Genomic DNA, 20316 nt, shown 5'->3' with positions numbered 1-20316 from the left:
CAAAAGGCCGCGACTGCGGCCTTTTTGTTGTCGGCGACGGCGGCCTGTCGGCCACCCGTGCGCCGGTCGTCAGTACGACTGCCGGTCCAGACGGATTTCCTGCAGGATCGTCGTCGCGATTTCCTCGATCGACTTGTGTGTCGACGACAGCCACTTGATCCCTTCGCGGCGCATCATCGCCTCGGCTTCGTTGATTTCGTAGCGGCAGTTCTCGGGCGCCGCGTACTTGCTGCCGGGGCGGCGCTCGTTGCGGATCTCCGACAGGCGCTGCGGATCGATCGACAGCCCGAACAGCTTCTCGCTGTACGACGACAGCGCCGACGGCAGCTTGCCGCGCTCGAAATCTTCCGGAATCAGCGGATAGTTTGCCGCCTTCACGCCGTACTGCATCGCGAGATACAGGCTCGTCGGCGTCTTGCCGCTGCGCGACACGCCGACCAGGATCACGTCGGCTTCCGACAGGTTGCGGTTCGACTGGCCGTCGTCGTGCGCGAGCGAGAAGTTGATCGCCTCGATCCGGGTCTTGTATTCCTCGGTATCGGCGTTCTGGTGACCGCGACCCATCGCATGGCTCGACTTCAGCTCCAGTTCCTGTTCGAGCGGTTCGACGAAGCGCTGGAACATGTCCAGCACGAGCGCGTTCGAGCGCTTGACGATGTCGTTCGATTCGCTGTCGACGAGCGTCGTGAACACGATCGCGCGGCGACCGTCGTGCACCGCGGCCTCGTTGATCTTCTCGACGGTCGCGAAGGCCTTGTCGAGCGAGTCGACGAACGGCAAGCGCACGAGACGGAATTTCTGGTCGAACTGGGAGAGGATCGAGTGCGCGAAGGTTTCGGCAGTGATCCCGGTGCCGTCGGAGACGATGAAAACGGTAGGCAGCATGAATCTGGGTGTCGAACGTGAAGGGCGGTTGCGCAGGCGGCTGGAGGTTCGCCTCCACACGCAGTGACAAGGTCGCGCCACATCCGGCAGCCGGCACGGTAGAATAGCGGCAACCTGTTGGATAAGCAATTGTGGGGGCAGGGTGCGAACGGCACCCTAGGCATGGCCGCCCGATTCCAAAACTCCCGGCAAGTTCGGCGATTCGTCTGAATATATCGCCCTTCTGCCGGGATTTTTGCAAATCGGGTCGGACGATTTTCCGCCGCTGCGATTGTTTCTCCAACAGGTTGCGCAAGACGCGCCGCGCCTTTTTGCAAGCGCCCGCGTCCGAGCCCACTTGCGCAATCGAGCATTTTTTTCACACTTAGGGGCTTGTATGACTAACGCAGCAAACGTCGCAAAGGACCAGGCGTATGTAATCCCGTTCGAGCAGTTGCGGATGACCGATGTGGAGATCGTGGGCGGCAAGAATGCGTCGCTCGGCGAGATGATCAGCCAGCTTTCCGAAGCAGGCGTTCGCGTACCCACCGGTTTCGCCACGACCGCGCTCGCCTTCCGCGATTTCCTCAAGCACAACGATCTGACCGATCGCATCGCCAAGCGTCTCGAGTCGCTCGACATCGACGACGTGAAGGCGCTCGCCGAAGCCGGTGCCGAAATCCGCAAGTGGATCGTCGACGCGCCGATGCAGGCACGTCTCGAGCAGGAAATCCGCGCACAGTTCGAAATCTTGAAGAGCGGCTCGCCGGGCGAGCTGTCGTTTGCCGTGCGTTCGTCCGCGACTGCGGAAGACCTGCCCGACGCTTCGTTCGCCGGTCAGCAGGAGTCGTATCTGAACGTCGTCGGCATCGACGACGTCCTCGACCGCATGAAGCACGTGTTCGCGTCGCTGTACAACGACCGCGCGATCTCGTATCGCGTGCACAAGGGTTTCACGCACGCTGAAGTGGCGCTGTCGGCCGGTGTGCAGCGCATGGTCCGCTCGGACGTCGGCGCGGCCGGCGTGATGTTCACGATCGACACCGAATCGGGCTTCAAGGACGCCGTGTTCATCACGTCGAGCTACGGCCTGGGCGAAACCGTCGTGCAGGGTGCCGTGAACCCGGACGAGTTCTACGTGTTCAAGACGACGCTCGCACAGGACAAGTACCCGATCATCCGCCGCTCGATCGGCTCGAAGCTGATCAAGATGGAATTCACGCAGCCGGGCGAGCCGGGCCGCGTGAAGACGGTCGACGTGCCGCACGAGCAGCGCAACCGCTACTCGATCACCGACGAAGACGTGATCGAGCTCGCGAAGTACGCGGTCATCATCGAGAAGCACTACCAGCGTCCGATGGACATCGAGTGGGGCAAGGACGGCCGCGACGGCAAGATCTTCATCCTGCAGGCACGCCCGGAAACGGTGAAGAGCCAGGCGACCGGCAAGGCCGAGCAGCGCTTCAAGCTGAAGGGCCAGTCGCAGGTGCTGGCGACGGGCCGCGCGATCGGCCAGAAGATCGGCGCGGGCCCCGTGCGCGTGATCCAGGATCCGTCGGAAATGGAACGCGTGCAGCCGGGCGACGTGCTGGTGGCCGACATGACCGACCCGAACTGGGAGCCGGTGATGAAGCGCGCGGCGGCGATCGTCACGAACCGTGGCGGCCGCACCTGCCACGCGGCGATCATCGCGCGTGAGCTCGGCGTGCCGGCAGTGGTCGGCTGCGGCGACGCAACCGACATCCTGAAGGACGGCGCGCTCGTCACCGTGTCGTGCGCGGAAGGCGACGAAGGCAAGATCTACGACGGGCTGCTCGAGACGGAAGTCACGGAAGTGCAGCGCGGCGAACTGCCGGAAATCCCGGTCAAGATCATGATGAACGTCGGCAACCCGCAGCTCGCGTTCGACTTCTCGCAACTGCCGAACGGTGGTGTTGGCCTCGCGCGTCTCGAGTTCATCATCAACAACAACATCGGCGTGCACCCGAAGGCGATCCTCGAGTATCCGAACATCGACCAGGACCTGAAGAAGGCGGTCGAGAGCGTCGCGCGCGGCCACGCGTCGCCGCGCCAGTTCTACGTCGACAAGCTGACGGAAGGTGTCGCGACGATCGCCGCGGCGTTCTATCCGAAGCCCGTGATCGTGCGTCTGTCCGACTTCAAGTCGAACGAGTACAAGAAGCTGATCGGCGGTTCGCGCTATGAGCCGGACGAGGAAAACCCGATGCTGGGCTTCCGCGGCGCGTCGCGTTACATCGCCGAAGACTTCGCGCAGGCGTTCGAGATGGAATGCCGTGCACTGAAGCGCGTGCGCGACGAGATGGGCCTGACCAACGTCGAGATCATGGTGCCGTTCGTGCGTACCGTGAAGCAGGCGGAGCGTGTCGTCGGCCTGCTCGAGAAGTTCGGCCTGAAGCGCGGCGAGAACGGTCTGCGCCTCGTGATGATGTGTGAAGTCCCGACCAACGCGATCCTCGCCGAAGAGTTCCTCGAGCACTTCGACGGTTTCTCGATCGGTTCGAACGACCTCACGCAGCTTACGCTCGGCCTCGACCGCGACTCGGGCATGGAACTGCTGGCTGTCGACTTCGACGAACGCGACCCGGCCGTCAAGTTCCTGCTCAAGCGTGCGATCGATACCTGCCGCAAGATGGGCAAGTACGTCGGCATCTGCGGCCAGGGCCCGTCCGATCACCCGGACTTCGCGCAATGGCTGACCGACGAAGGCATCGTGTCGATCTCGCTGAACCCGGACACGATCATCGATACGTGGCAGGCGCTCGCCAACCGGAAGTAACGGTCGGTCACGCCACTTCGACGAAAGGGCGGTCCGCCGCTCTTTCGCTGAAGGCAAAATGCAAGGTTCGTGCTATAAACACCCCGGTAAGCACCGGGGTGTTTTTGTTTGTCGGCACGCATCGGATGGCCTCGAGCGTGCCAATTGCCCACGCCGGGAGCGGGCGCAGCGAATATAGTGAGCATCGGGGCGGTTTTTCTGGAGACCACAATGATGTCGGGGCATCTGTTCTGGTGGGTCGGCGTCGGCGTGCTGGTCGTGGCCGAATTGCTGACCGGCACGTTCTATCTGTTGATGATCGCGCTCGGCTTTCTCGCGGGCGCGCTGCTGCAGCTCGCCGGTTTCGCGCCGCACGTGCAGTTCGGTGCGGCCGCCGCGGTCGCGCTCATCGCGATGATCGTGCTGCGTCGCTCGGGGCTCGGGCGCAAGCAGAAGCGCGATACGTCGACGAATCCCGACGTCAATCTCGATATCGGCGCGACCGTCACGGTCGACGCGTGGCATGACGGCCGCGCGCGCGTGCAGTATCGCGGCGCCGACTGGGACGTCGAGCTCGCGACCGGCGAGCGCGACGATGCGCACGTCTATCAGGTGAGTGCCGTGCGCGGCAACAGGCTCGTCGTCGTCGCGAAACCCGCGGTCTGATCGTCCACTGATACAACAAGGAGGGAACACTTCATGGATTCGCTGATCATCTGGGTCGTGCTGCTCGTCATCGCCATCGTGATCGTGTCGAAGACGGTGAAGATCGTGCCGCAGCAGCATGCGTGGGTGCTCGAACGTTTCGGGCGCTATCACGCGACGCTGTCGCCCGGTCTCAATATCGTGCTGCCGTTCGTCGACCGGATCGCCTACCGGCACATGCTGAAGGAAATTCCGCTCGACGTGCCGAGCCAGGTCTGCATCACGCGCGACAACACCCAGCTGCAGGTCGACGGCGTGCTGTACTTCCAGGTCACCGATCCGATGAAGGCATCGTACGGGTCGAGCAACTTCGTGCTCGCGATCACGCAGCTCGCGCAGACGACACTGCGCTCGGTGGTCGGCAAGCTCGAACTCGACAAGACCTTCGAGGAGCGCGACTTCATCAACCACAACATCGTGTCGGCGCTCGACCAGGCTGCCTCGAACTGGGGCGTGAAGGTGCTGCGCTACGAGATCAAGGACCTGACGCCGCCCAAGGAGATCCTGCACGCGATGCAGGCGCAGATTACCGCCGAGCGGGAAAAGCGCGCGCTGATCGCCGCGTCCGAAGGCCGCAAGCAGGAGCAGATCAACCTTGCGTCGGGCGCGCGCGAGGCGGCGATCCAGAAGTCCGAAGGCGAGCGGCAGGCCGCGATCAACCAGGCGCAGGGCGAGGCGGCCGCGATTCTCGCGGTGGCCGAGGCGAACGCGCAGGCCATCCAGAAGATCGCGAACGCGATCCAGTCGCAAGGCGGGATGGATGCCGTGAACCTCAAGGTCGCCGAGCAGTATGTCGGCGCATTCTCGAACCTCGCGAAACAGGGCAACACGCTGATCGTGCCGTCGAACCTGTCGGATCTCGGCACGGCGATCGCGTCGGCGATGTCGATCGTCAGGAACGCGACGCCGGCCGCAGGCGGGAAGGGCTGAGCGCGCGCGCAGATGCCGCGCGCCTGCGCACCGCACAACGCGACACGGCCCGCTTCGAGCGGGCCGTGTCGTTTGCGATGCGGGGTGTGCGTGTCAGGTGCCGGCGCGCATGATGCGGGCCTTTTCGCGTTCCCAGTCGCGCTTCTTTTCGGTTTCGCGCTTGTCGTGCAGCTTCTTGCCCTTCGCGAGCGCGATGTCGCATTTCACGCGACCGCCCTTGTAGTGGAAGTTCAGCGGCACGAGCGTGTAGCCGCGCTGCTCGACCTTGCCGATCAGCTTCTTGATTTCCTCACGGTGCAGCAGCAGCTTGCGCGTGCGGACCGGATCGGGGTGGATGTGCGTCGAGGCTTCGGGCAGCGGGCTGATATGGGTACCGATCAGGAAGATCTCGGCGTTCTTGACCACCACATAGCCTTCCTTGATCTGGCCGCGCCCGGCGCGCAGCGCCTTGACTTCCCAGCCCTCGAGCACGAGCCCCGCCTCGTAGCGTTCCTCGATGTGATAATCGAAGTGCGCTTTCCTGTTGTCGATGATGCTCATGAAAGGATCGGGCCAACTCGTTTAAAATCACGATTTTAGCAAAGCGGGGCGGGAATCGCCCGGCTTGGCGTTTCCACCTTGAGCGATGCCGCGCGATTTATGGCAGATGTCCAGAAAACCGTATTGATCCGTCATTCGGCGGAACAGATGTTCGACCTCGTCACCGACGTGGCCGATTACCCCAATTTCCTGCCCTGGTGCGGCGGCATCGAAATTCGCCGTCAGGACGACAGCGGGATGGAAGCACGCATCGACATCAACTTCAAGGGCATCAAGCAGCATTTCGCGACGCGCAACACGCAGCAGCGCCCGACGCGGATCGACATGGAGTTCGCGGACGGCCCGTTCAAGAAGTTCACGGGCTCATGGCGCTTCATCCCGCTGCGCGCCGATGCGTGCAAGATCGAATTCGCGCTGCACTACGAGTTCTCGAGCATCCTGCTCGAGAAGATCATCGGGCCCGTGTTCAGCCATATCGCGAACACGTTCGTCGATTCGTTCGTCAAACGCGCCGACCAGCGCTACGGGAAGGGGTGACGCGATGCTGTCGATCGAAGTCTGCTACGCGCTGCCGGATCGTCAGACGCTAATCCCGGTGTCGCTGCCCGAAGGCGCGACCGTGCGCGCGGCGATCGACGCGAGCGGCGTGCTCGCGTTGCACCCGGAGATCGATCTCGCGCAGGCGAAAACCGGCGTGTTCGGCAAGCTCGCACCGCTCGACGCGCCGCTCGCCGATCACGACCGCGTCGAGATCTACCGCCCGTTGATCGTCGATCCGAAGCTCGCGCGCCAGCGGCGCGTCGACAAGACCCGCCGCGCGGGCTCCATCGAGGGCCGCAAGTGGATGCACAAGGACGCGCGCTGACGCGTCGCGCCTGCGCCACGCCCGCTCTTTCGTTCCGATTCGTCCGACCACGCGCGCCCGAACTCAGTGCGCCGTGACGTTCGCGTTCACGGTGGTGCTGTCGGGCGTGCCGCTGTGCCGGCGCACCGACCCGTAGACGCCCGCCAGCAGCAGCGCGAGTGCCGCTATTTCCAGCGCACGCGGCATCCGGTGGTCGTAGACGAATGCATAGAGCATCGCGAACACGGTTTCGAACACGATCAGCTGGCCCGACAGCGTGAGCGGCAGCCGCTTCGATGCCGCGTTCCACAGTCCGTTGCCGAGCCACGATGCGCCGATCGCGAGCACGAGGTTCAGCAGCCAGAACAGGTGCCAGCGCGCTGCCGGGACGGCCGCCTGCGCCGTGCCGGCCGGCAGCGCGAGGATCGCGAGCCAGCAGAGGCCGCCGATCAGGCCCGTGACGACGCCCCACAGCACCGACCACTCGTTGCCGCCGAAATGGTGGTGGCGCTGCAGGTAGCGCGCGTTCGCGACGGCGTACCAGGTCCAGCTCGCGAGCGCGCCGCTTGCGCATGCGATGCCGGCGAGCTTCTGGCCGAGCGTCGTCGCATGCGCGGCTTCCGACGTGAAGAGGTCGACGTTGATGCAGACGATGCCGCCGATCACCAGCGCGAGCGGGGCGGCGAGGCGCCGCAGCGGTACCGCGCCGTGATCGCCGAGGCCCGCGAGGGTGACGGTCACGGGCAGCACGCCGACGATCAGCGAACTGGGCGCGATGCCGATCAGGTGCACGGCGCCGGAGAGCAGCATGTAGTAGGCGACGTTGCCGATCAGCGCGAGCCTTGCGAGCGCGACGACGTCCTCGCGGGTCAGCCGCGCAAGCAGCGAGCGGGCGGCCGGCAGTGCGGCCGCCAGCGACACGAGGCCGTACATCGCGTAGCGGCCCGCGCTCAGCAGCAGCGGCGAGAAGTCGGTCAACAGCCGCGGCACGAGAAATACCATGCCCCACAACGCGCCCGCGAGGACGCCATACACCACACCGCGCTGCATCGACTGCTCCGAACAAGTGCCTGACGAGCGCGCATCTTAGCGATGGCGGCGCGAGCGCGTCTTGTTCATTCCTGCACTCGGACGGGGTGAGGCTCGGGATCGGTTGAGGGGATCGGGCCGATCCGGTCCTGTTTGTTCGGGCGTCACGGCCCGGCGGGACGGGCCGCATTCCGGCGATCGGCAAGCGGCGCCGAGCGCTCAGCAATCGACCGGCTCGGTCGCCGCCGCGCTGTCGCCTGCCGCGCGTGCCCTCGCCGGGCGGCGCACGGTGCGCAGCTTGCCGCTGCTGCCGCCGCCGCAGTAGAAGACGTCGCGACCGTCGGATTCCAGCCCCGACACGCCGACGCCGGGCGGCATGTCGACCTGTTCGAGCACCTGACCGGTGCGCGGGTCGATCCGCCGCAGCTCGCTCTCGTCGGCTTCCCAGGTGCCGTGCCACAGCTCGCCGTCAACCCACGTCACGCCGGTGACGAATCGGTTCGATTCGATCGTGCGCAGCACGGCGCCCGATTGCGGATCCACCTGATGAATCTTGCGCTCGCGGTACTGGCCGACCCACAGCGTGCCTTCGGCCCACGCGAGCCCGGAATCGGCGCCGCCGCCGGGCGCGGGGATGGTCGCGAGCACGCGGCCCGATTCCGGGTCGATCTTCTCGATGCGGTCCTCGATGATCTGGAACAGGTGACGGCCGTCGAACGCGGTGCCCGCGTGCGCGGCGACGTCGAGGGTGCGCACGGTCGTGCCGCGTTCCGGATCGAGCGCGTTCAGCTTGTCGCCGGACGCGAACCACACGTGCTGCCCGTCGAATGTGACGCCGTGCACGCCGTTGCCGCCTGGAAACGGGCCGTATTCGCGGAGGATGGCTGCGCTGGAGCGTTTCATGTCTGTCACCTCGTCGTTGGTGTAGTCATCCTAGTCGCCCGGTAGCGGCGCGGGGAGTAACAAGGTCGTCGCGAATCCGGGCAGCGGGGGCGTCATCCAGCGGCGCGCGCGGCCGCGGCCGAGCGCCTGCACCTTGTCCGCTTCGACGAGCGCGTCGAGCGCGCGTTGCACGGTGCGCTGGCTCGCGCCAAGCGCGAGCGCCAATGCGGAGCTCGACCACGCCTCGCCGTCGGCCAGCAGCGCGAGCACGGCCGCGTGGCGGTCGTCGACCGGACGCGCGAGCACGACGGTCTCGCGCAGGCCGAGCGGCTCGAGTGCGAAGCCGCCCGGCGTCGCGGTGACGTTCGCGAGCGGCCGCAGCATCGCGCGCAGGCGGCCGATCTCGACGCGCAGGCGGGCGCGATGCGATTCGTCCGCGTGCTTCGCGCGAAACGCCGCGCCGACCAGCGCGTTTCTCGATACGTCGGCAGGCCACGCTTCGCCGAGCATGCGGGCCAGCACGAACAGCACCGGGCGGCGGGCAAGCGACACGGTGGTACGCGCGTCGCGCACCGCATGACGGCACGCATCGACGACCAGCGCGTTCGACTCGAGCAGCGCCTCGACCTCGTCGAGCAACACGAGCCGCGACGCGCCGTGCGCGATGAGGCGCGCGGCCGGCGTATCGAGCACGCGCGCGGCCGTCTCGACTTCGGCCGTCAGCGCGGCGATGCCGGCGTCCTGCGCGGCCGCGCGCGCACGGGCGAGGGCCATGCGCGCCGCGTGCGGGCGGATGCGGCGCATCGCGATACCTGCCGCGATCAGTTCGTGCGCCGCGCGCGACGCGGCCGGCAGCCGTTCGGGGTCGAGGGTCGCGAGCTGCCGTTCGGCGTCGTCGATATGTCCGATCAGCAGCAGCCGGCGCACGCCGAGATAGCGCGCATGCGCGGCGTTCGCGCGGTCGCCGTGCGCGTCGAGCGTCGCGCAGGCGGCGTCGAGTGCGCGCGATGGCCAGCCGAGGTCGCGCGACGCGAGCGCGATCTCGGCTTCCGCGACGACGCAACGCGCCCGCGCGACGGCTTCCTTCGTGCCGAATGCGCGGGCCGCGCCGCGCACGAGCGTCCGCGCGCGCTCGAAATCGCCGAGCTGCGCCATCGCGATGCCGCGCAACGCGAGCGCCGGCGCGTCGTCGCGCAGCGCGACGCGGTTCAGCGCGCCGAGCGGATCACCCGCCGCGAGTGCACGCGCGGCAGCCGTGATCAGTGAATCCATCCGAATCCCGACACAGTTGTCACTCCCTGCGGTCCGATGCCCGGCCCTAATCTAGCACCACGCACACGGCAGATGCGCCGTGCCCGGATCCCTGTCGAAAGGAGGAACCCGCAATGACGAACCATCTCACCGGAACGCGCGACGAATGGCTGGCGGCGCGCCGCGCGCTGCTCGACGCAGAAAAGACGCTGACGCGGCACAGCGACGAACTCGCGCGGCGGCGCCAGGCGCTGCCGTGGGTGCGCGTCGACCACGCCTACCGGTTCGATACCGAGGCCGGGCCGGCGACGCTCGGCGATCTGTTCGGCGGCCGCTCGCAACTGCTCGTCTATCACTTCATGTTCGGTCCCGACTACACGGCCGGCTGCCCGTCATGCTCGGCGCTGGCCGACGGCTTCGACGGTTTTGCGATTCATCTCGCGAATCACGACGTGACGCTCGCAGCGGTGTCCCGTGCGCCGCTCGCGAAGCTGCTCGCGTACCGGCAGCGGATGGGCTGGCACTTCCCGTGGGCGTCGTCGGCGGGCGGCGACTTCAACTTCGACTTCAACGTGTCGTTCACCGAAGCGCAGCAGCGCACCGGGGACGTCGAATACAACTATGCGCGGGCCGGCCACGCGATGGACATGGATCCGCCGCCGGCGGCGGTCGCGCAGTTCGCGGCGACGTGCGGCACCGACGCCGCCACGTATTCGCTCGACCGGCCGGGGATGAGCGCGTTCGTGCGCGAGGACGGTGTCGTTTATCACACGTATTCGACCTACGCGCGCGGGCTGGACGGGTTGTGGGGAATGTACCAGTGGCTCGATCGCGCGCCGCTCGGCCGCAACGAGACGGGCGTGTGGTGGCGCCGTCATGACGAGTACGCGCGCGGTTGAGTGCGGGCCGGCGAGCAGCGGGAGCGGGCGATGAGCACGACGACGGAACGGGCCGCGCCCGGCGCTGCGGGCGGCGGCGGGAGGGCGTTCGGTGCCGCGCTCGTCGCGGTGTTCGTCGCCGCCGTGTGGGCGACGCTCGCGCAGCACGCATCGATGGACGCGACGGGCGGGATGCCGATGGCGGGCGGCTGGACGTTGTCGGCCGGCTGGCTCGGGCCGTGCGGATGGGGCGCGGGGCGCGCGTTCGCCGCGTTTGCCGGCATGTGGGGCGCGATGACGGTGACGATGATGCTGCCGGTGCTGGCACCGGTGCTCTGGCGCTATCGGCAGGCGCTTGGCATGGTGGGCGCGGCGCGCGCGGCGGCGTTCGTCGCGGTCGCGGTCGCCGGCGCCGGCTATTTCTCCGTATGGATGGCGCTGGGTGCGGTGGCGTTTCCTGTCGGTCGCGCGTTGGCGGTGGAAGCCGCGCGGCTGCCTGCGCTCGCCGGTGCGATGCCGTTTGCGGCCGGTGCGCTCGTGATCGGTGCGGGCGTGCTGCAGTTTTCCGGCTGGAAGCTGCGTCAGCTTGCCTGTTGCCGGCACGCGGCGGCTGGCGCAGGCGCGCGGCCGGTGGCGGCTGAAACGGGCGCTGCATGGCGGCACGGCGTGCGCGCTGCGCTACGCTGCGGCGCGTGTTGCGGGAACCTGATGGCCATTGCACTGGCGGCCGGCGTGATGGATCTGCGCGTGATGGCCGTCGTGACGGTGGCGATCGCCGCCGAGCGGCTGGCGCCGGCCGGTGGACGCGTCGCCCGGATCGTCGGGGGCGTTGCGATCGGCGCCGGCGCGGCGATGATCGCGTGCGCCGCGGGCGGGCTGGCCTAGTGCCGCTTCGAGCCCGTTTCGGTGCGTCGAACGGGGCTGCCGGAGGTGCCGTCGTCGGGGCCGGCGTTGTCCTGCAACGACACGCGATCGGCCCGATTCCGGCCGCTTGCGCGAATGGGGCGATGCCGGGGTGAAACGAAAGGCGATCGAAAACGAACCGAACGGCGATCCGAACGATTCCGCCCCCGAACGCCTGGAGGCGGCTAACCCGTTGTTCGTGTTGTGAAAATTCGCAGCGCTTCGCGTATAATTCGCTTTTGCGCCCATAGGATTTGCCATGCGTCTGATCCAAAAAGCACTCACTTTCGATGACGTGCTCCTCGTTCCCGCCTTTTCCGACGTTCTCCCGCGCGACACCAGCCTGAAGACCAAGCTGACCCGCAACATCTCCCTGAACATGCCGCTCGTGTCCGCCGCGATGGACACCGTTACCGAAGGTCGCCTGGCGATCGCGATGGCGCAGCAGGGTGGTGTGGGTATCGTCCACAAGAACCTCACGCCGGCCGAGCAGGCTCGCGAGGTCGCGAAGGTCAAGCGTTTCGAATCGGGCGTCGTCCGTGACCCGATCACGGTGCCGCCGCAGATGAAGGTGCGCGACGTGATCGCGCTGTCGCGCCAGCATGGCATTTCGGGCTTCCCGGTCGTCGAAGGCCCGCAGCTCGTCGGCATCGTCACGAACCGCGACCTGCGTTTCGAATCGCGCCTCGACGAACCGGTCAAGTCGATCATGACGCCGCGCGACCGTCTCGTCACGGTCAGGGAAGGCACGCCGCTCGCCGAAGCGAAGGCGCTGATGCACAGCCACCGCCTCGAGCGCGTGCTGGTCGTCAACGACGCGTTCGAACTGCGCGGCCTGATGACCGTCAAGGACATCACGAAGCAGACCGAACACCCGGATGCGTGCAAGGACGAGCACGGCAAGCTGCGCGCAGGCGCGGCGGTCGGCGTCGGCCCCGACAACGAAGAGCGCGTCGAACTGCTGGTGCAGGCCGGCGTCGACGTGATCGTCGTCGATACCGCGCACGGTCACAGCAAGGGCGTGCTCGAGCGCGTGCGCTGGGTCAAGCAGAACTTCCCGCACGTCGAGGTGATCGGCGGCAACATCGCGACGGCAGCCGCCGCGAAGGCACTCGTCGAATACGGCGCGGATGCGGTCAAGGTCGGTATCGGCCCGGGCTCGATCTGCACGACGCGGATCGTCGCGGGCGTCGGCGTGCCGCAGATCAGCGCGATCGCGAACGTCGCGGAAGCGCTGAAGGGCACCGGCGTGCCGTGCATCGCCGATGGCGGCGTGCGTTTCTCGGGGGACGTGTCGAAGGCGCTCGCGGCCGGCGCGAACGCGGTGATGATGGGCAGCATGTTCGCGGGCACCGAAGAGGCGCCGGGCGACGTGTTCCTGTACCAGGGCCGCCAGTACAAGTCGTATCGCGGCATGGGTTCGGTCGGTGCGATGAAGGACGGCGCGGCAGACCGCTACTTCCAGGACAACTCCGCGAACATCGACAAGCTCGTGCCGGAAGGCATCGAAGGCCGCGTCGCATACAAGGGCTCGGTCAACGCGATCCTGTTCCAGCTGGTCGGCGGCGTGCGTGCCAGCATGGGCTACTGCGGCTGCAAGACGATCGACGAGCTGCACGACAAGGCCGAATTCGTCCAGATCACCGCGGCGGGCATGCGCGAGTCGCACGTGCACGACGTGCAGATCACGAAGGAAGCGCCCAACTACCACGTGGACTGATCGCCGATGAAACCGCTGCTGCGAGCCGTGTTGATCGTCGATGCCGTGCTGCTGCTGGCGTTCGGCGTGCTGTTCGTGCTGACGCCCTGGCAGGCGCTGTTCAACGCGCTGCAGCTGGCCAATATCCAGCCGGCGATGCTCGGCCAGGCGTTCGGCATCGCGCTGCTCGGGCTCGCGTGGCTCGCGTTTCATGCAGCGCTCAACGGTGACCTCACGGCGCCCGTCGCACGTGCGGTCGGCCATGTGAACTGGCTGATCGGCGTGCTGACGGTCGTATGGTCGATCGGCACCGGCAGCGGTCCCGCGCTTGCGGCCGCCGGCCGCGTGCTGTCGGCGGTGGCCGGTGTCGCGCTGATCCTGCTGGGCCTCGGTGGCGTGCGGCTGGCATCGACCGTGCGGCGGCGCGAAAAGCTGGAAAGGGCGGACAGGGCGCAGGCGCTCGACGCCCGGGACGCGAAGCGCCCGGCCGAACCGGCGCCGGCCGCCGCGCGGCAGCGTGTCGAACCGGTCGTCGGCCGTCCGGCGGCGCCTTCGGCGCCGGCCGCGGCCACCCCGCCGGCCGCACCCGACCGCGCGTCAGGCAGCGTCGCATTCGACGCCCGCCCGCCGTTGCAGGATTGACCGGCGATGCGTCGCGCGAGCCGCCTGCTGCCCGACGCCGCCGTCCACGCTTTTGACGCAGCGCTTGATGCGCTGCTTTTCTTATTCTCTTCATCCCGTCCGCAGCCATGCACGACAAAATCCTGATTCTCGACTTCGGTTCGCAAGTCACCCAATTGATCGCGCGGCGCGTGCGCGAAGCGCACGTCTACTGCGAAATTCATCCGAACGACGTGTCCGACGACTTCGTCCGCGAATTCGCGCCGAAGGCGGTGATCCTGTCGGGCAGCCACGCGAGCACGTACGAAGACCACCAGCTGCGCGCGCCGCAAGCCGTGTGGGATCTCGGCGTGCCGGTGCTCGGCATCTGCTACGGCATGCAGACGATGGCCGTGCAGCTCGGCGGCAAGGTCGAGTGGAGCGACCACCGCGAATTCGGCTACGCGGAAATGCGCGCGCACGGCCATACGCGCCTGCTCGACGGCATCGAGGATTTCAAGACGGCCGAAGGCCACGGCATGCTGAAGGTGTGGATGAGCCATGGCGACAAGGTTGCCGAGCTGCCGCCGGGCTTCGCGCTGATGGCGTCGACGCCGAGCTGCCCGATCGCCGGCATGGCCGACGAGGCGCGCGGCTACTACGCCGTGCAGTTCCACCCGGAAGTCACGCACACGGTGAAGGGCCGCCAGATCATCGAGCGTTTCGTGCTGCAGATCGCCGGCGCGAAGCCGGACTGGGTCATGCGCGACCACATCGAGGAAGCCGTCGCGAAGATCCGCGAGCAGGTCGGTGACGAGGAAGTGATTCTCGGGCTGTCCGGCGGTGTCGATTCGAGCGTTGCCGCTGCGCTGATCCATCGCGCGATCGGCGACCAGCTGACCTGCGTGTTCGTCGACCACGGCCTGCTGCGCCTGAACGAGGGCAAGATGGTGCTCGACATGTTCGAAGGCCGTCTGCATGCGAAGGTCGTGCACGTCGACGCATCCGAGCAGTTCCTCGGCCACCTGTCCGGCGTGACCGATCCGGAAGCGAAGCGCAAGATCATCGGCCGCGAGTTCGTCGAGGTGTTCCAGGCCGAAGCGCAGAAGCTGTCGAAGGCGAAGTGGCTCGCCCAGGGGACGATCTATCCGGACGTCGTCGAATCGGGCGGCACGAAGACGAAGAAGGCGACGACGATCAAGAGTCACCACAACGTCGGCGGCCTGCCGGAAACGCTCGGCCTGAAGCTGCTCGAGCCGCTGCGCGACCTGTTCAAGGACGAAGTGCGCGAACTGGGTGTCGCGCTCGGCCTGCCGCCGGAGATGGTGTATCGCCATCCGTTCCCGGGCCCGGGCCTCGGCGTGCGGATTCTCGGCGAAGTGAAGCGCGAATACGCGGATCTGCTGCGTCGCGCGGATGCGATTTTCATCGAGGAACTGCGTGGCACGACCGCCACTGCGCAGGATGCGGCAGCGGGCCTGTGCGGCGAGGCCGACGTCGGCAAGACCTGGTACGACCTGACGAGTCAGGCGTTCGCGGTGTTCCTGCCGGTGAAATCGGTCGGCGTGATGGGCGATGGCCGTACGTACGACTACGTGACGTCGCTGCGCGCGGTGCAGACCACCGACTTCATGACCGCACACTGGGCGCATCTGCCGTACGCGCTGCTCGGCCGTGCGTCGAACCGGATCATCAACGAGGTGCGCGGGATCAACCGGGTGGTGTACGACATCTCGGGCAAGCCGCCGGCGACGATCGAGTGGGAATGATGCAGCGCCGAGGCGTGCGTCGGTAGCGGATCACCGCATCGGATGATGTGAGCGCCCGGCAGGGGAACCTGCCGGGCGTTTTTTTACGCCGTGCGCGTTGTGTGACGATCGAAGCGGATCAGCGAAACTCAGCTCGCACGAACGTGGGACGAGTTCGTGCAAGGCATATGCAATGCCGGTAGCGGTTCACGTTCTGCCGAGCCCCGCCAGGTACGGCCACGGATAGATGCCGCGCGCATGTCCATCGCCAAACAGCAAACGAATGCCGTAACCGGCCGCTTCGACGCCATCCAGCGTCAGGTCCGCCTCCGCATCGATCCGCCCGCCATCGAGCCGGATTTTCCGACATGTCGCGCACGGGCAATCGCTGCGCAACCGCGCGTAGCCGATGCGCTGCATGCCGCCGTCCGGCCAGCGCAGCATCAACGCATGCGCCGCATGGTCGAGCAGGATCTCGGTCGGTACCTTCATCGCGCGTCGCCTTCGATCTGCGCGATCGCGATCCGCACGGCCTTGCGCACCTCGGGATCGCGATCGTCCAGCGCGTCATGCAGCGCGGATAGCGTCGCAGGGTCGCGCAGTTCGCCGAGCGACAGCGCGGCCTCCTTGCGCAGATTGCTGATCGTATGCGCGAGCAACGGGACGACGGCCGGTGCCGCGGCGGCATCGCGCAACTGGCCGAGCGCGCGCACCGCGCGCAAACGCACTTGCCAGTAGTCATCGTCGAGCGCGGTGACGAGCGGAGCACATGCGATCGCGACGCGCAGCTTGCCGAGCGTCGCGGCCGCTTCCTCGCGGACCTGCCATTCGGCGTCGCGCAGTGCTGTCAGCAATGCGGTCACGACCGCCGGGTCGCTCGATGTGGCAAACCCGACCGCACCGACGGCGATGCGCCGCACGTCCGCATGCGCGTCGGCCGTGGCGGTGCGAGCGAGCGGCGCCAGCGCGCGATGGTCTTTCAGCCAGCCGAGCACGGCGACGGCCTCGGCGCGCACGGCCGGCGCCGGCGCGTCGAGCGCGCGCAATGCCGGTGCGAACGCGGCGGGGTCGCGCAGTTCGCGCAAGCCGCGCAGCACGGCGCCGAGCACGAACGGCTCGGCGCGTTCGGCCCAACTGCACAGCACGGCGCCGGACGCGACATCCTTCAGTTCGGACAGGCTTTGCGCGGCGGTCGCGCGCACGTCGCCGTCGGCATCGAGCAACGCGTGGCACAGCGCGTCGACGACGTCGGGCTGTTCCCACGCGGCCAGCACCCGCGCGGCTTCGCCGCGCACGTCGGCGCACGGATCGTCGCGCAGTGCGGCAACGAAGGTCGGCACGAGATCGGGATCCTCGAGATCGGCGAGTTCGAGCAGCGCGATGCGCCGCACCGATGCGTCGGGTGCGGCAACGCGCGCGACGAGCGCGGCGAGATCGGGATCGCTATCGTGCGAGCCGGGCAACGGAAAAGCAGTGGAGGAAGCGGTCATGAGCGAAAAGTCGGGCAGTAGAAGGGCACGTCGTCACGCGGCGTCACGCAACAGCGCGAGGCAGCGCCGCTTGATGTCGACGAATGCGGGATCGGTGGTGCTGTCGTCGGTGCGCGGCCGCGCGAGCGGCACGCGAATGTCGGCGACGATGCGCGCGGGCCGCGGCGACAGCATCAGGATGCGGTCGCCGAGAAACAGCGCTTCCTCGATGTCGTGCGTGACGAACAGCACGGTGGTACCGATGCGCGACCAGATGTCGAGCAGCAGCGTCTGCATCATGCGGCGCGTCTGCGCGTCGAGCGCGCCGAACGGTTCGTCCATCAGCAGGATGCGCGGCCGGTTGATCAGCACGCGCGCGATCTCGACGCGCTGCTGCATGCCGCCGGACAGCTGCGCGGGGTAGTGCGCGCCATATCCGCCGAGCCCGACGAGTTCGAGGAGCGCGGCCGCTTCAAGACGGCGTTCGTGCGCCGGCACGCCCTTCATCTTGAGGCCGAACGCGACGTTGTCGATCACGCGTTTCCACGGAAACAGCGTGTGCTGCTGGAACACGAGCCCGCGATCGGGATGCGGGCGATCGACCGGTTCGCCGTCGACGACGATCTCGCCGCGCGTCGCGGCGACGTGTCCGGCCAGCGCGCCGAGCAGCGTCGATTTTCCGCATCCGGACGGCCCGAGCACGCAGACGAATTCGCCGGGCGCGATGTCGACGTCGAGCGCATCGAGCGCCGCGAAACGCGCATGCGGCGGGCCGAGCTCGATCGTCAGCGCGCGCACGCCGACGCGGCCCGGCGCGGCGGCCGTGACGACACCGGCCGCGCTCATTGCCGGCCTCCGCGCGGCGCATACCACGGCGTGAGCGCCGTGCCGATCCGCTTGACGAGCAGGCTGCTGCCCATGCCCAGCAGGCCGATCATCGCCATCCCAACGACGATGTCCGGGTAGTTCTGCAACGTGTAGGATTCCCACGTGAAATAACCGATGCCGTACTGGCCCGCGATCATCTCGGCGGTGACGAGGCAGAACCATGCGGTGCCCATCCCGATCGACAGGCCGGTGAAGATCGCGGGCGCGGCGCCCGGCAGGATCACTTCCGCATAGAGCGCGACGCCGCGCGTGCCGAGGCTGCGCGCGGTCGCGACGAGCCGCGGATCGACGGCCTCGGCACCGTGCACGGTGTTCAGCAGGATCGGGAACAGCGCGCCGATGAACGTGATGAACATCATGCTTAGTTCGGACGACGGAAACATCAGGATGGCGAGGGGAATCCACGCGACGGCCGGAATCGGCCGCAACACTTCGAGCGGCGGCAGCAGCGTGTCCTCGAGCGCGCGATAGCGGCCGATCGCGAGCCCGAGGCCGACGCCGGCGAATGCCGCGGCAACGAACCCGGCGAGCACGCGCGTGATGCTCGCGAACAGGTGCATCGGCAGTTTCGGCGAATGCAGCAGCGACCACAACGCGGGGCCGACGTCGGCGGGCGCCGGCACGTTCGCGAACGTGACGATGCCGAGCGACAGTCGCCACTGGACGGCTGCCTGCCACAGCGCGATGCACGCGGCGAGCGATGCGATCCGCAATGCGCGGCGGCGCAGCGATGCGGGCCGGCCGCGCGCGGCGGCGTGTGCGGTGCGGGTGTCGCCGGCGCGCGGCGACGCGGAGAGACGGCGTTTGGCAAGCTCGAAGGTGGCGGCCATGCGAGTATCCGGTAGCTGTGAGGGGAAAGGGGGGGCGTTCAGCGTGACGCGAGTGCCTGCGTGGTGCCGGTCTTCGCGGCCGCGTAATCGACCACGGCACCCGATACCTGCTTCGCGTACGCAGCGGCGCTCGTTTTCAGCAGGAACGCGCTCAGCACGCCGTGCGCGTCCTTCACGTACCACGCCTGATCGGCGAACAGCTTCAGTCCGCTCGCATGGTCGTGCACGAACACGGCGCGTACTTTCGCATCCGGGCCGAGCTTGCCGAGCGCGGCGAAGGCGGCCGCAGGGCTCGCATAGTGGCGCACGGGTTGGTCGCCGGCGAGCCACACCTGCGCGACGTCGTTGAAGTCACGGATCGGCTTGCCGGTCGCCGCGTCGTTCGCGACGAGCGGCTGCTTGCCGTAGTGCTTCAGCGCGGCGTCGTAGTCGAGCCCCGATGCCTTGAACGCCGCACGGATATAGCGGTCGTCGATGAAGGTTGCAGGATCGGGCGCGGTGTCGGTCTTCTTCAGCAGCTTCAGCGTATCGATCGCGGTGGCGAGGGCCTGCCGGTATTCGGGTTTCCACGTGAGGTCGCGGGTCTGGATGCCGAGCGGGCCGTGATACAGGTAGTCGACCGGCGCCTCGATACCGGTGACCTTCTCGATCAGCAGGCTGTATTTCTCGGGGTCTTGCGCGATCAGCCGGTTCGCTTCGAGCGCGGCGCGCAGGTATGCGACGACCACCTCCGGATAGCGTTGCGCGTAGTCGGCGTCGACGAGCGCGCCGTGGAAGGTCGGCGCATGGGTTTGCGCGCCGTCGTAGATCTTGCGCGCGATCCCGCGATACGGGAACAGGTCGGCGAACGGCACGAAGTCCGCATGCGCGTCGATCTTGCCGGCCTTCAGCGCGCTGCCGGCCACTTCCGGCGCCTGCGTGACGATGTTCACGTCGGTGTCGGGATTCCAGCCCTGGGCCTTGATCGCGCGCAGCAGCATCCCGTGCGAGGTCGACGCGAACGGCACCGAGATCGTCTTGCCCTTGAGATCGGCGAGCGAGCGCACCGGCGAGTTCGTCGGCACGACGATGCCGTTGCCGCTGCCTTCGATGCTGCCGTCGAGCACGGTGATGAACACGCTCTTGCGGCCTGCCTTGCGGAACGCCGCGCCGTTCAGCGCGCCGGGGAAGTCCGCCATCGCGCCGAAGTCCAGCTTGCCGGCGACCATCTCGTTGGTCAGCGGCGCGCCCGACGTGAAGTCCTTCCACCGCACGTCGTACGTCACGTTCTGGTACTTGCCGGTGTGCGGCAGGTATTTGTCGAGCAGGTGCAGTTCGCGGATCAGCAGGCCGCCGGTCGCGCAGTTGATCGTCGTATCCTGCGTGCCGATCGCGACGCGGATCGTTTCGGCGCGCGCGAGGCCGGTGGCCGACAGCGCGAGCGAGATGGCGAACAGGTGGAGCATCCGTAGCGTTGGTTTCATGTGTCGTGAGTCCGGTA

General features: G+C 67.4%; 20 protein-coding genes. 10 read left to right on the top strand and 10 right to left on the bottom strand.

What is annotated here, in order from left to right:
- Nucleotides 1–69 precede the first annotated feature (69 nt).
- Nucleotides 70–885 carry a posphoenolpyruvate synthetase regulatory kinase/phosphorylase PpsR gene (ppsR, locus tag ACTJKF_RS26770; RefSeq protein WP_440627588.1) on the bottom strand — a complete coding sequence of 272 codons (816 nt, stop codon included), beginning with the start codon at nucleotides 883–885 and terminating at the stop codon, nucleotides 70–72.
- 376 nt (nucleotides 886–1261) lie between these two features.
- On the opposite strand from ppsR, the gene ppsA reads away from it, so the two are divergent.
- From ppsA to ACTJKF_RS26755, 3 genes are all read left to right on the top strand, one after another.
- On the top strand, nucleotides 1262–3661 hold the full coding sequence (ppsA, locus tag ACTJKF_RS26765) for a phosphoenolpyruvate synthase (protein ID WP_440627587.1): 2400 nt from the start codon (nucleotides 1262–1264) through the stop codon (nucleotides 3659–3661).
- A 210-nt stretch (nucleotides 3662–3871) separates the two neighbouring features.
- The gene (locus ACTJKF_RS26760) at nucleotides 3872–4306 is read left to right on the top strand and encodes an NfeD family protein (protein ID WP_440627585.1); all 435 of its coding nucleotides are present in this window, start codon (nucleotides 3872–3874) and stop codon (nucleotides 4304–4306) included.
- 33 nt (nucleotides 4307–4339) lie between these two features.
- Nucleotides 4340–5275 (top strand): SPFH domain-containing protein, encoded by a 936-nt coding sequence (locus ACTJKF_RS26755; protein ID WP_440627583.1) that lies wholly within the window; start codon nucleotides 4340–4342, stop codon nucleotides 5273–5275.
- A gap of 93 nt (nucleotides 5276–5368) precedes the next feature.
- On the opposite strand, the gene smpB is transcribed toward ACTJKF_RS26755, so the two are convergent.
- Nucleotides 5369–5815, bottom strand: coding sequence for an SsrA-binding protein SmpB (gene smpB / locus ACTJKF_RS26750; protein WP_006752168.1), 447 nt, complete (start codon nucleotides 5813–5815; stop codon nucleotides 5369–5371).
- Nucleotides 5816–5914: 99 nt separating this feature from the next.
- On the opposite strand from smpB, the gene ACTJKF_RS26745 reads away from it, so the two are divergent.
- Nucleotides 5915–6352, top strand: coding sequence for a type II toxin-antitoxin system RatA family toxin (locus tag ACTJKF_RS26745; RefSeq protein ID WP_440627581.1), 438 nt, complete (start codon nucleotides 5915–5917; stop codon nucleotides 6350–6352).
- 4 nt (nucleotides 6353–6356) lie between these two features.
- Nucleotides 6357–6680, top strand: a complete 324-nt coding sequence (locus tag ACTJKF_RS26740) for an RnfH family protein (protein WP_440627579.1) — start codon at nucleotides 6357–6359, stop codon at nucleotides 6678–6680.
- Between the two features lie 63 nt (nucleotides 6681–6743).
- Here the strand turns inward: ACTJKF_RS26740 and ACTJKF_RS26735 are convergent, their stop codons facing one another.
- The 3 genes from ACTJKF_RS26735 to ACTJKF_RS26725 all read right to left on the bottom strand — a co-directional run bounded on the left by ACTJKF_RS26735 (nucleotide 6744) and on the right by ACTJKF_RS26725 (nucleotide 9842).
- The gene (locus tag ACTJKF_RS26735) at nucleotides 6744–7709 is read right to left on the bottom strand and encodes a DMT family transporter (RefSeq protein ID WP_440627577.1); all 966 of its coding nucleotides are present in this window, start codon (nucleotides 7707–7709) and stop codon (nucleotides 6744–6746) included.
- Between the two features lie 198 nt (nucleotides 7710–7907).
- Nucleotides 7908–8591 carry a Vgb family protein gene (locus ACTJKF_RS26730; RefSeq protein ID WP_440627575.1) on the bottom strand — a complete coding sequence of 228 codons (684 nt, stop codon included), beginning with the start codon at nucleotides 8589–8591 and terminating at the stop codon, nucleotides 7908–7910.
- Nucleotides 8592–8621: 30 nt separating this feature from the next.
- Entirely contained in the window at nucleotides 8622–9842 is a 1221-nt protein-coding gene (locus ACTJKF_RS26725) for a helix-turn-helix domain-containing protein (RefSeq protein WP_440627573.1), read from the bottom strand.
- Nucleotides 9843–9955: 113 nt separating this feature from the next.
- Between ACTJKF_RS26725 and ACTJKF_RS26720 the strand changes: the two genes are divergently transcribed.
- The 5 genes from ACTJKF_RS26720 (at nucleotide 9956) to guaA (ending at nucleotide 15670) form a co-directional block, all read left to right on the top strand.
- Entirely contained in the window at nucleotides 9956–10720 is a 765-nt protein-coding gene (locus tag ACTJKF_RS26720; protein WP_440627571.1) for a DUF899 domain-containing protein, read from the top strand.
- A gap of 30 nt (nucleotides 10721–10750) precedes the next feature.
- Complete coding sequence (locus ACTJKF_RS26715) at nucleotides 10751–11584, top strand: DUF2182 domain-containing protein (RefSeq protein ID WP_440627569.1); 834 nt, start codon at nucleotides 10751–10753, stop codon at nucleotides 11582–11584.
- A 277-nt stretch (nucleotides 11585–11861) separates the two neighbouring features.
- A complete protein-coding gene (guaB, locus tag ACTJKF_RS26710) occupies nucleotides 11862–13322 on the top strand; it encodes an IMP dehydrogenase (RefSeq protein ID WP_440627567.1) in 1461 nt (486 codons plus the stop codon).
- A gap of 6 nt (nucleotides 13323–13328) precedes the next feature.
- Nucleotides 13329–13943, top strand: a complete 615-nt coding sequence (locus tag ACTJKF_RS26705; protein ID WP_440627565.1) for a hypothetical protein — start codon at nucleotides 13329–13331, stop codon at nucleotides 13941–13943.
- Between the two features lie 107 nt (nucleotides 13944–14050).
- Complete coding sequence (gene guaA, locus ACTJKF_RS26700; protein ID WP_440627564.1) at nucleotides 14051–15670, top strand: glutamine-hydrolyzing GMP synthase; 1620 nt, start codon at nucleotides 14051–14053, stop codon at nucleotides 15668–15670.
- A 186-nt stretch (nucleotides 15671–15856) separates the two neighbouring features.
- Here guaA and ACTJKF_RS26695 read toward each other — a convergent pair whose 3' ends face one another.
- From ACTJKF_RS26695 to ACTJKF_RS26675, 5 genes are read right to left on the bottom strand one after another with little or no spacing between them, the layout of a single operon-like run.
- Nucleotides 15857–16141 (bottom strand): gamma-butyrobetaine hydroxylase-like domain-containing protein, encoded by a 285-nt coding sequence (locus ACTJKF_RS26695; protein ID WP_440627563.1) that lies wholly within the window; start codon nucleotides 16139–16141, stop codon nucleotides 15857–15859.
- Nucleotides 16138–17139, bottom strand: a complete 1002-nt coding sequence (locus tag ACTJKF_RS26690; protein WP_440627561.1) for a HEAT repeat domain-containing protein — start codon at nucleotides 17137–17139, stop codon at nucleotides 16138–16140. Before ACTJKF_RS26690 ends, ACTJKF_RS26695 begins: the two co-directional genes overlap by 4 nt.
- 33 nt (nucleotides 17140–17172) lie before the next feature.
- The gene (locus tag ACTJKF_RS26685) at nucleotides 17173–17964 is read right to left on the bottom strand and encodes an ABC transporter ATP-binding protein (RefSeq protein WP_440627560.1); all 792 of its coding nucleotides are present in this window, start codon (nucleotides 17962–17964) and stop codon (nucleotides 17173–17175) included.
- Entirely contained in the window at nucleotides 17961–18836 is an 876-nt protein-coding gene (locus ACTJKF_RS26680; RefSeq protein WP_440627558.1) for an ABC transporter permease, read from the bottom strand. Before ACTJKF_RS26680 ends, ACTJKF_RS26685 begins: the two co-directional genes overlap by 4 nt.
- 38 nt (nucleotides 18837–18874) lie before the next feature.
- Nucleotides 18875–20299, bottom strand: coding sequence for an ABC transporter substrate-binding protein (locus ACTJKF_RS26675; protein ID WP_440627557.1), 1425 nt, complete (start codon nucleotides 20297–20299; stop codon nucleotides 18875–18877).
- Nucleotides 20300–20316 lie beyond the last annotated feature (17 nt).

Origin of the sequence: Burkholderia sp. 22313, from assembly GCF_052045245.1 — a bacterium.
Classification (GTDB): domain Bacteria; phylum Pseudomonadota; class Gammaproteobacteria; order Burkholderiales; family Burkholderiaceae; genus Burkholderia.
The sequence above is the reverse complement of the archived record's forward strand: the minus strand, read 5'-3'. Positions and strand labels throughout refer to the sequence as shown.

Excerpts from the sequence above, each read along its gene's own strand:
- ACTJKF_RS26720 (WP_440627571.1), top strand. The coding sequence starts at position 9,956 with ATGACGAACCATCTCACCGGAACGCGCGACGAATGGCTGGCGGCGCGC.
- ACTJKF_RS26755 (WP_440627583.1), top strand. The coding sequence starts at position 4,340 with ATGGATTCGCTGATCATCTGGGTCGTGCTGCTCGTCATCGCCATCGTG.
- ACTJKF_RS26715 (WP_440627569.1), top strand. The coding sequence starts at position 10,751 with ATGAGCACGACGACGGAACGGGCCGCGCCCGGCGCTGCGGGCGGCGGC.
- guaA (WP_440627564.1), top strand. The coding sequence starts at position 14,051 with ATGCACGACAAAATCCTGATTCTCGACTTCGGTTCGCAAGTCACCCAA.
- ACTJKF_RS26730 (WP_440627575.1), bottom strand. The coding sequence starts at position 8,591 with ATGAAACGCTCCAGCGCAGCCATCCTCCGCGAATACGGCCCGTTTCCA.
- ppsA (WP_440627587.1), top strand. The coding sequence starts at position 1,262 with ATGACTAACGCAGCAAACGTCGCAAAGGACCAGGCGTATGTAATCCCG.
- ACTJKF_RS26675 (WP_440627557.1), bottom strand. The coding sequence starts at position 20,299 with ATGAAACCAACGCTACGGATGCTCCACCTGTTCGCCATCTCGCTCGCG.
- ACTJKF_RS26680 (WP_440627558.1), bottom strand. The coding sequence starts at position 18,836 with ATGGCCGCCACCTTCGAGCTTGCCAAACGCCGTCTCTCCGCGTCGCCG.
- ACTJKF_RS26725 (WP_440627573.1), bottom strand. The coding sequence starts at position 9,842 with ATGGATTCACTGATCACGGCTGCCGCGCGTGCACTCGCGGCGGGTGAT.
- smpB (WP_006752168.1), bottom strand. The coding sequence starts at position 5,815 with ATGAGCATCATCGACAACAGGAAAGCGCACTTCGATTATCACATCGAG.
- guaB (WP_440627567.1), top strand. The coding sequence starts at position 11,862 with ATGCGTCTGATCCAAAAAGCACTCACTTTCGATGACGTGCTCCTCGTT.
- ACTJKF_RS26760 (WP_440627585.1), top strand. The coding sequence starts at position 3,872 with ATGATGTCGGGGCATCTGTTCTGGTGGGTCGGCGTCGGCGTGCTGGTC.
- ACTJKF_RS26740 (WP_440627579.1), top strand. The coding sequence starts at position 6,357 with ATGCTGTCGATCGAAGTCTGCTACGCGCTGCCGGATCGTCAGACGCTA.
- ppsR (WP_440627588.1), bottom strand. The coding sequence starts at position 885 with ATGCTGCCTACCGTTTTCATCGTCTCCGACGGCACCGGGATCACTGCC.
- ACTJKF_RS26705 (WP_440627565.1), top strand. The coding sequence starts at position 13,329 with ATGAAACCGCTGCTGCGAGCCGTGTTGATCGTCGATGCCGTGCTGCTG.
- ACTJKF_RS26735 (WP_440627577.1), bottom strand. The coding sequence starts at position 7,709 with ATGCAGCGCGGTGTGGTGTATGGCGTCCTCGCGGGCGCGTTGTGGGGC.
- ACTJKF_RS26685 (WP_440627560.1), bottom strand. The coding sequence starts at position 17,964 with ATGAGCGCGGCCGGTGTCGTCACGGCCGCCGCGCCGGGCCGCGTCGGC.
- ACTJKF_RS26745 (WP_440627581.1), top strand. The coding sequence starts at position 5,915 with ATGGCAGATGTCCAGAAAACCGTATTGATCCGTCATTCGGCGGAACAG.
- ACTJKF_RS26690 (WP_440627561.1), bottom strand. The coding sequence starts at position 17,139 with ATGACCGCTTCCTCCACTGCTTTTCCGTTGCCCGGCTCGCACGATAGC.
- ACTJKF_RS26695 (WP_440627563.1), bottom strand. The coding sequence starts at position 16,141 with ATGAAGGTACCGACCGAGATCCTGCTCGACCATGCGGCGCATGCGTTG.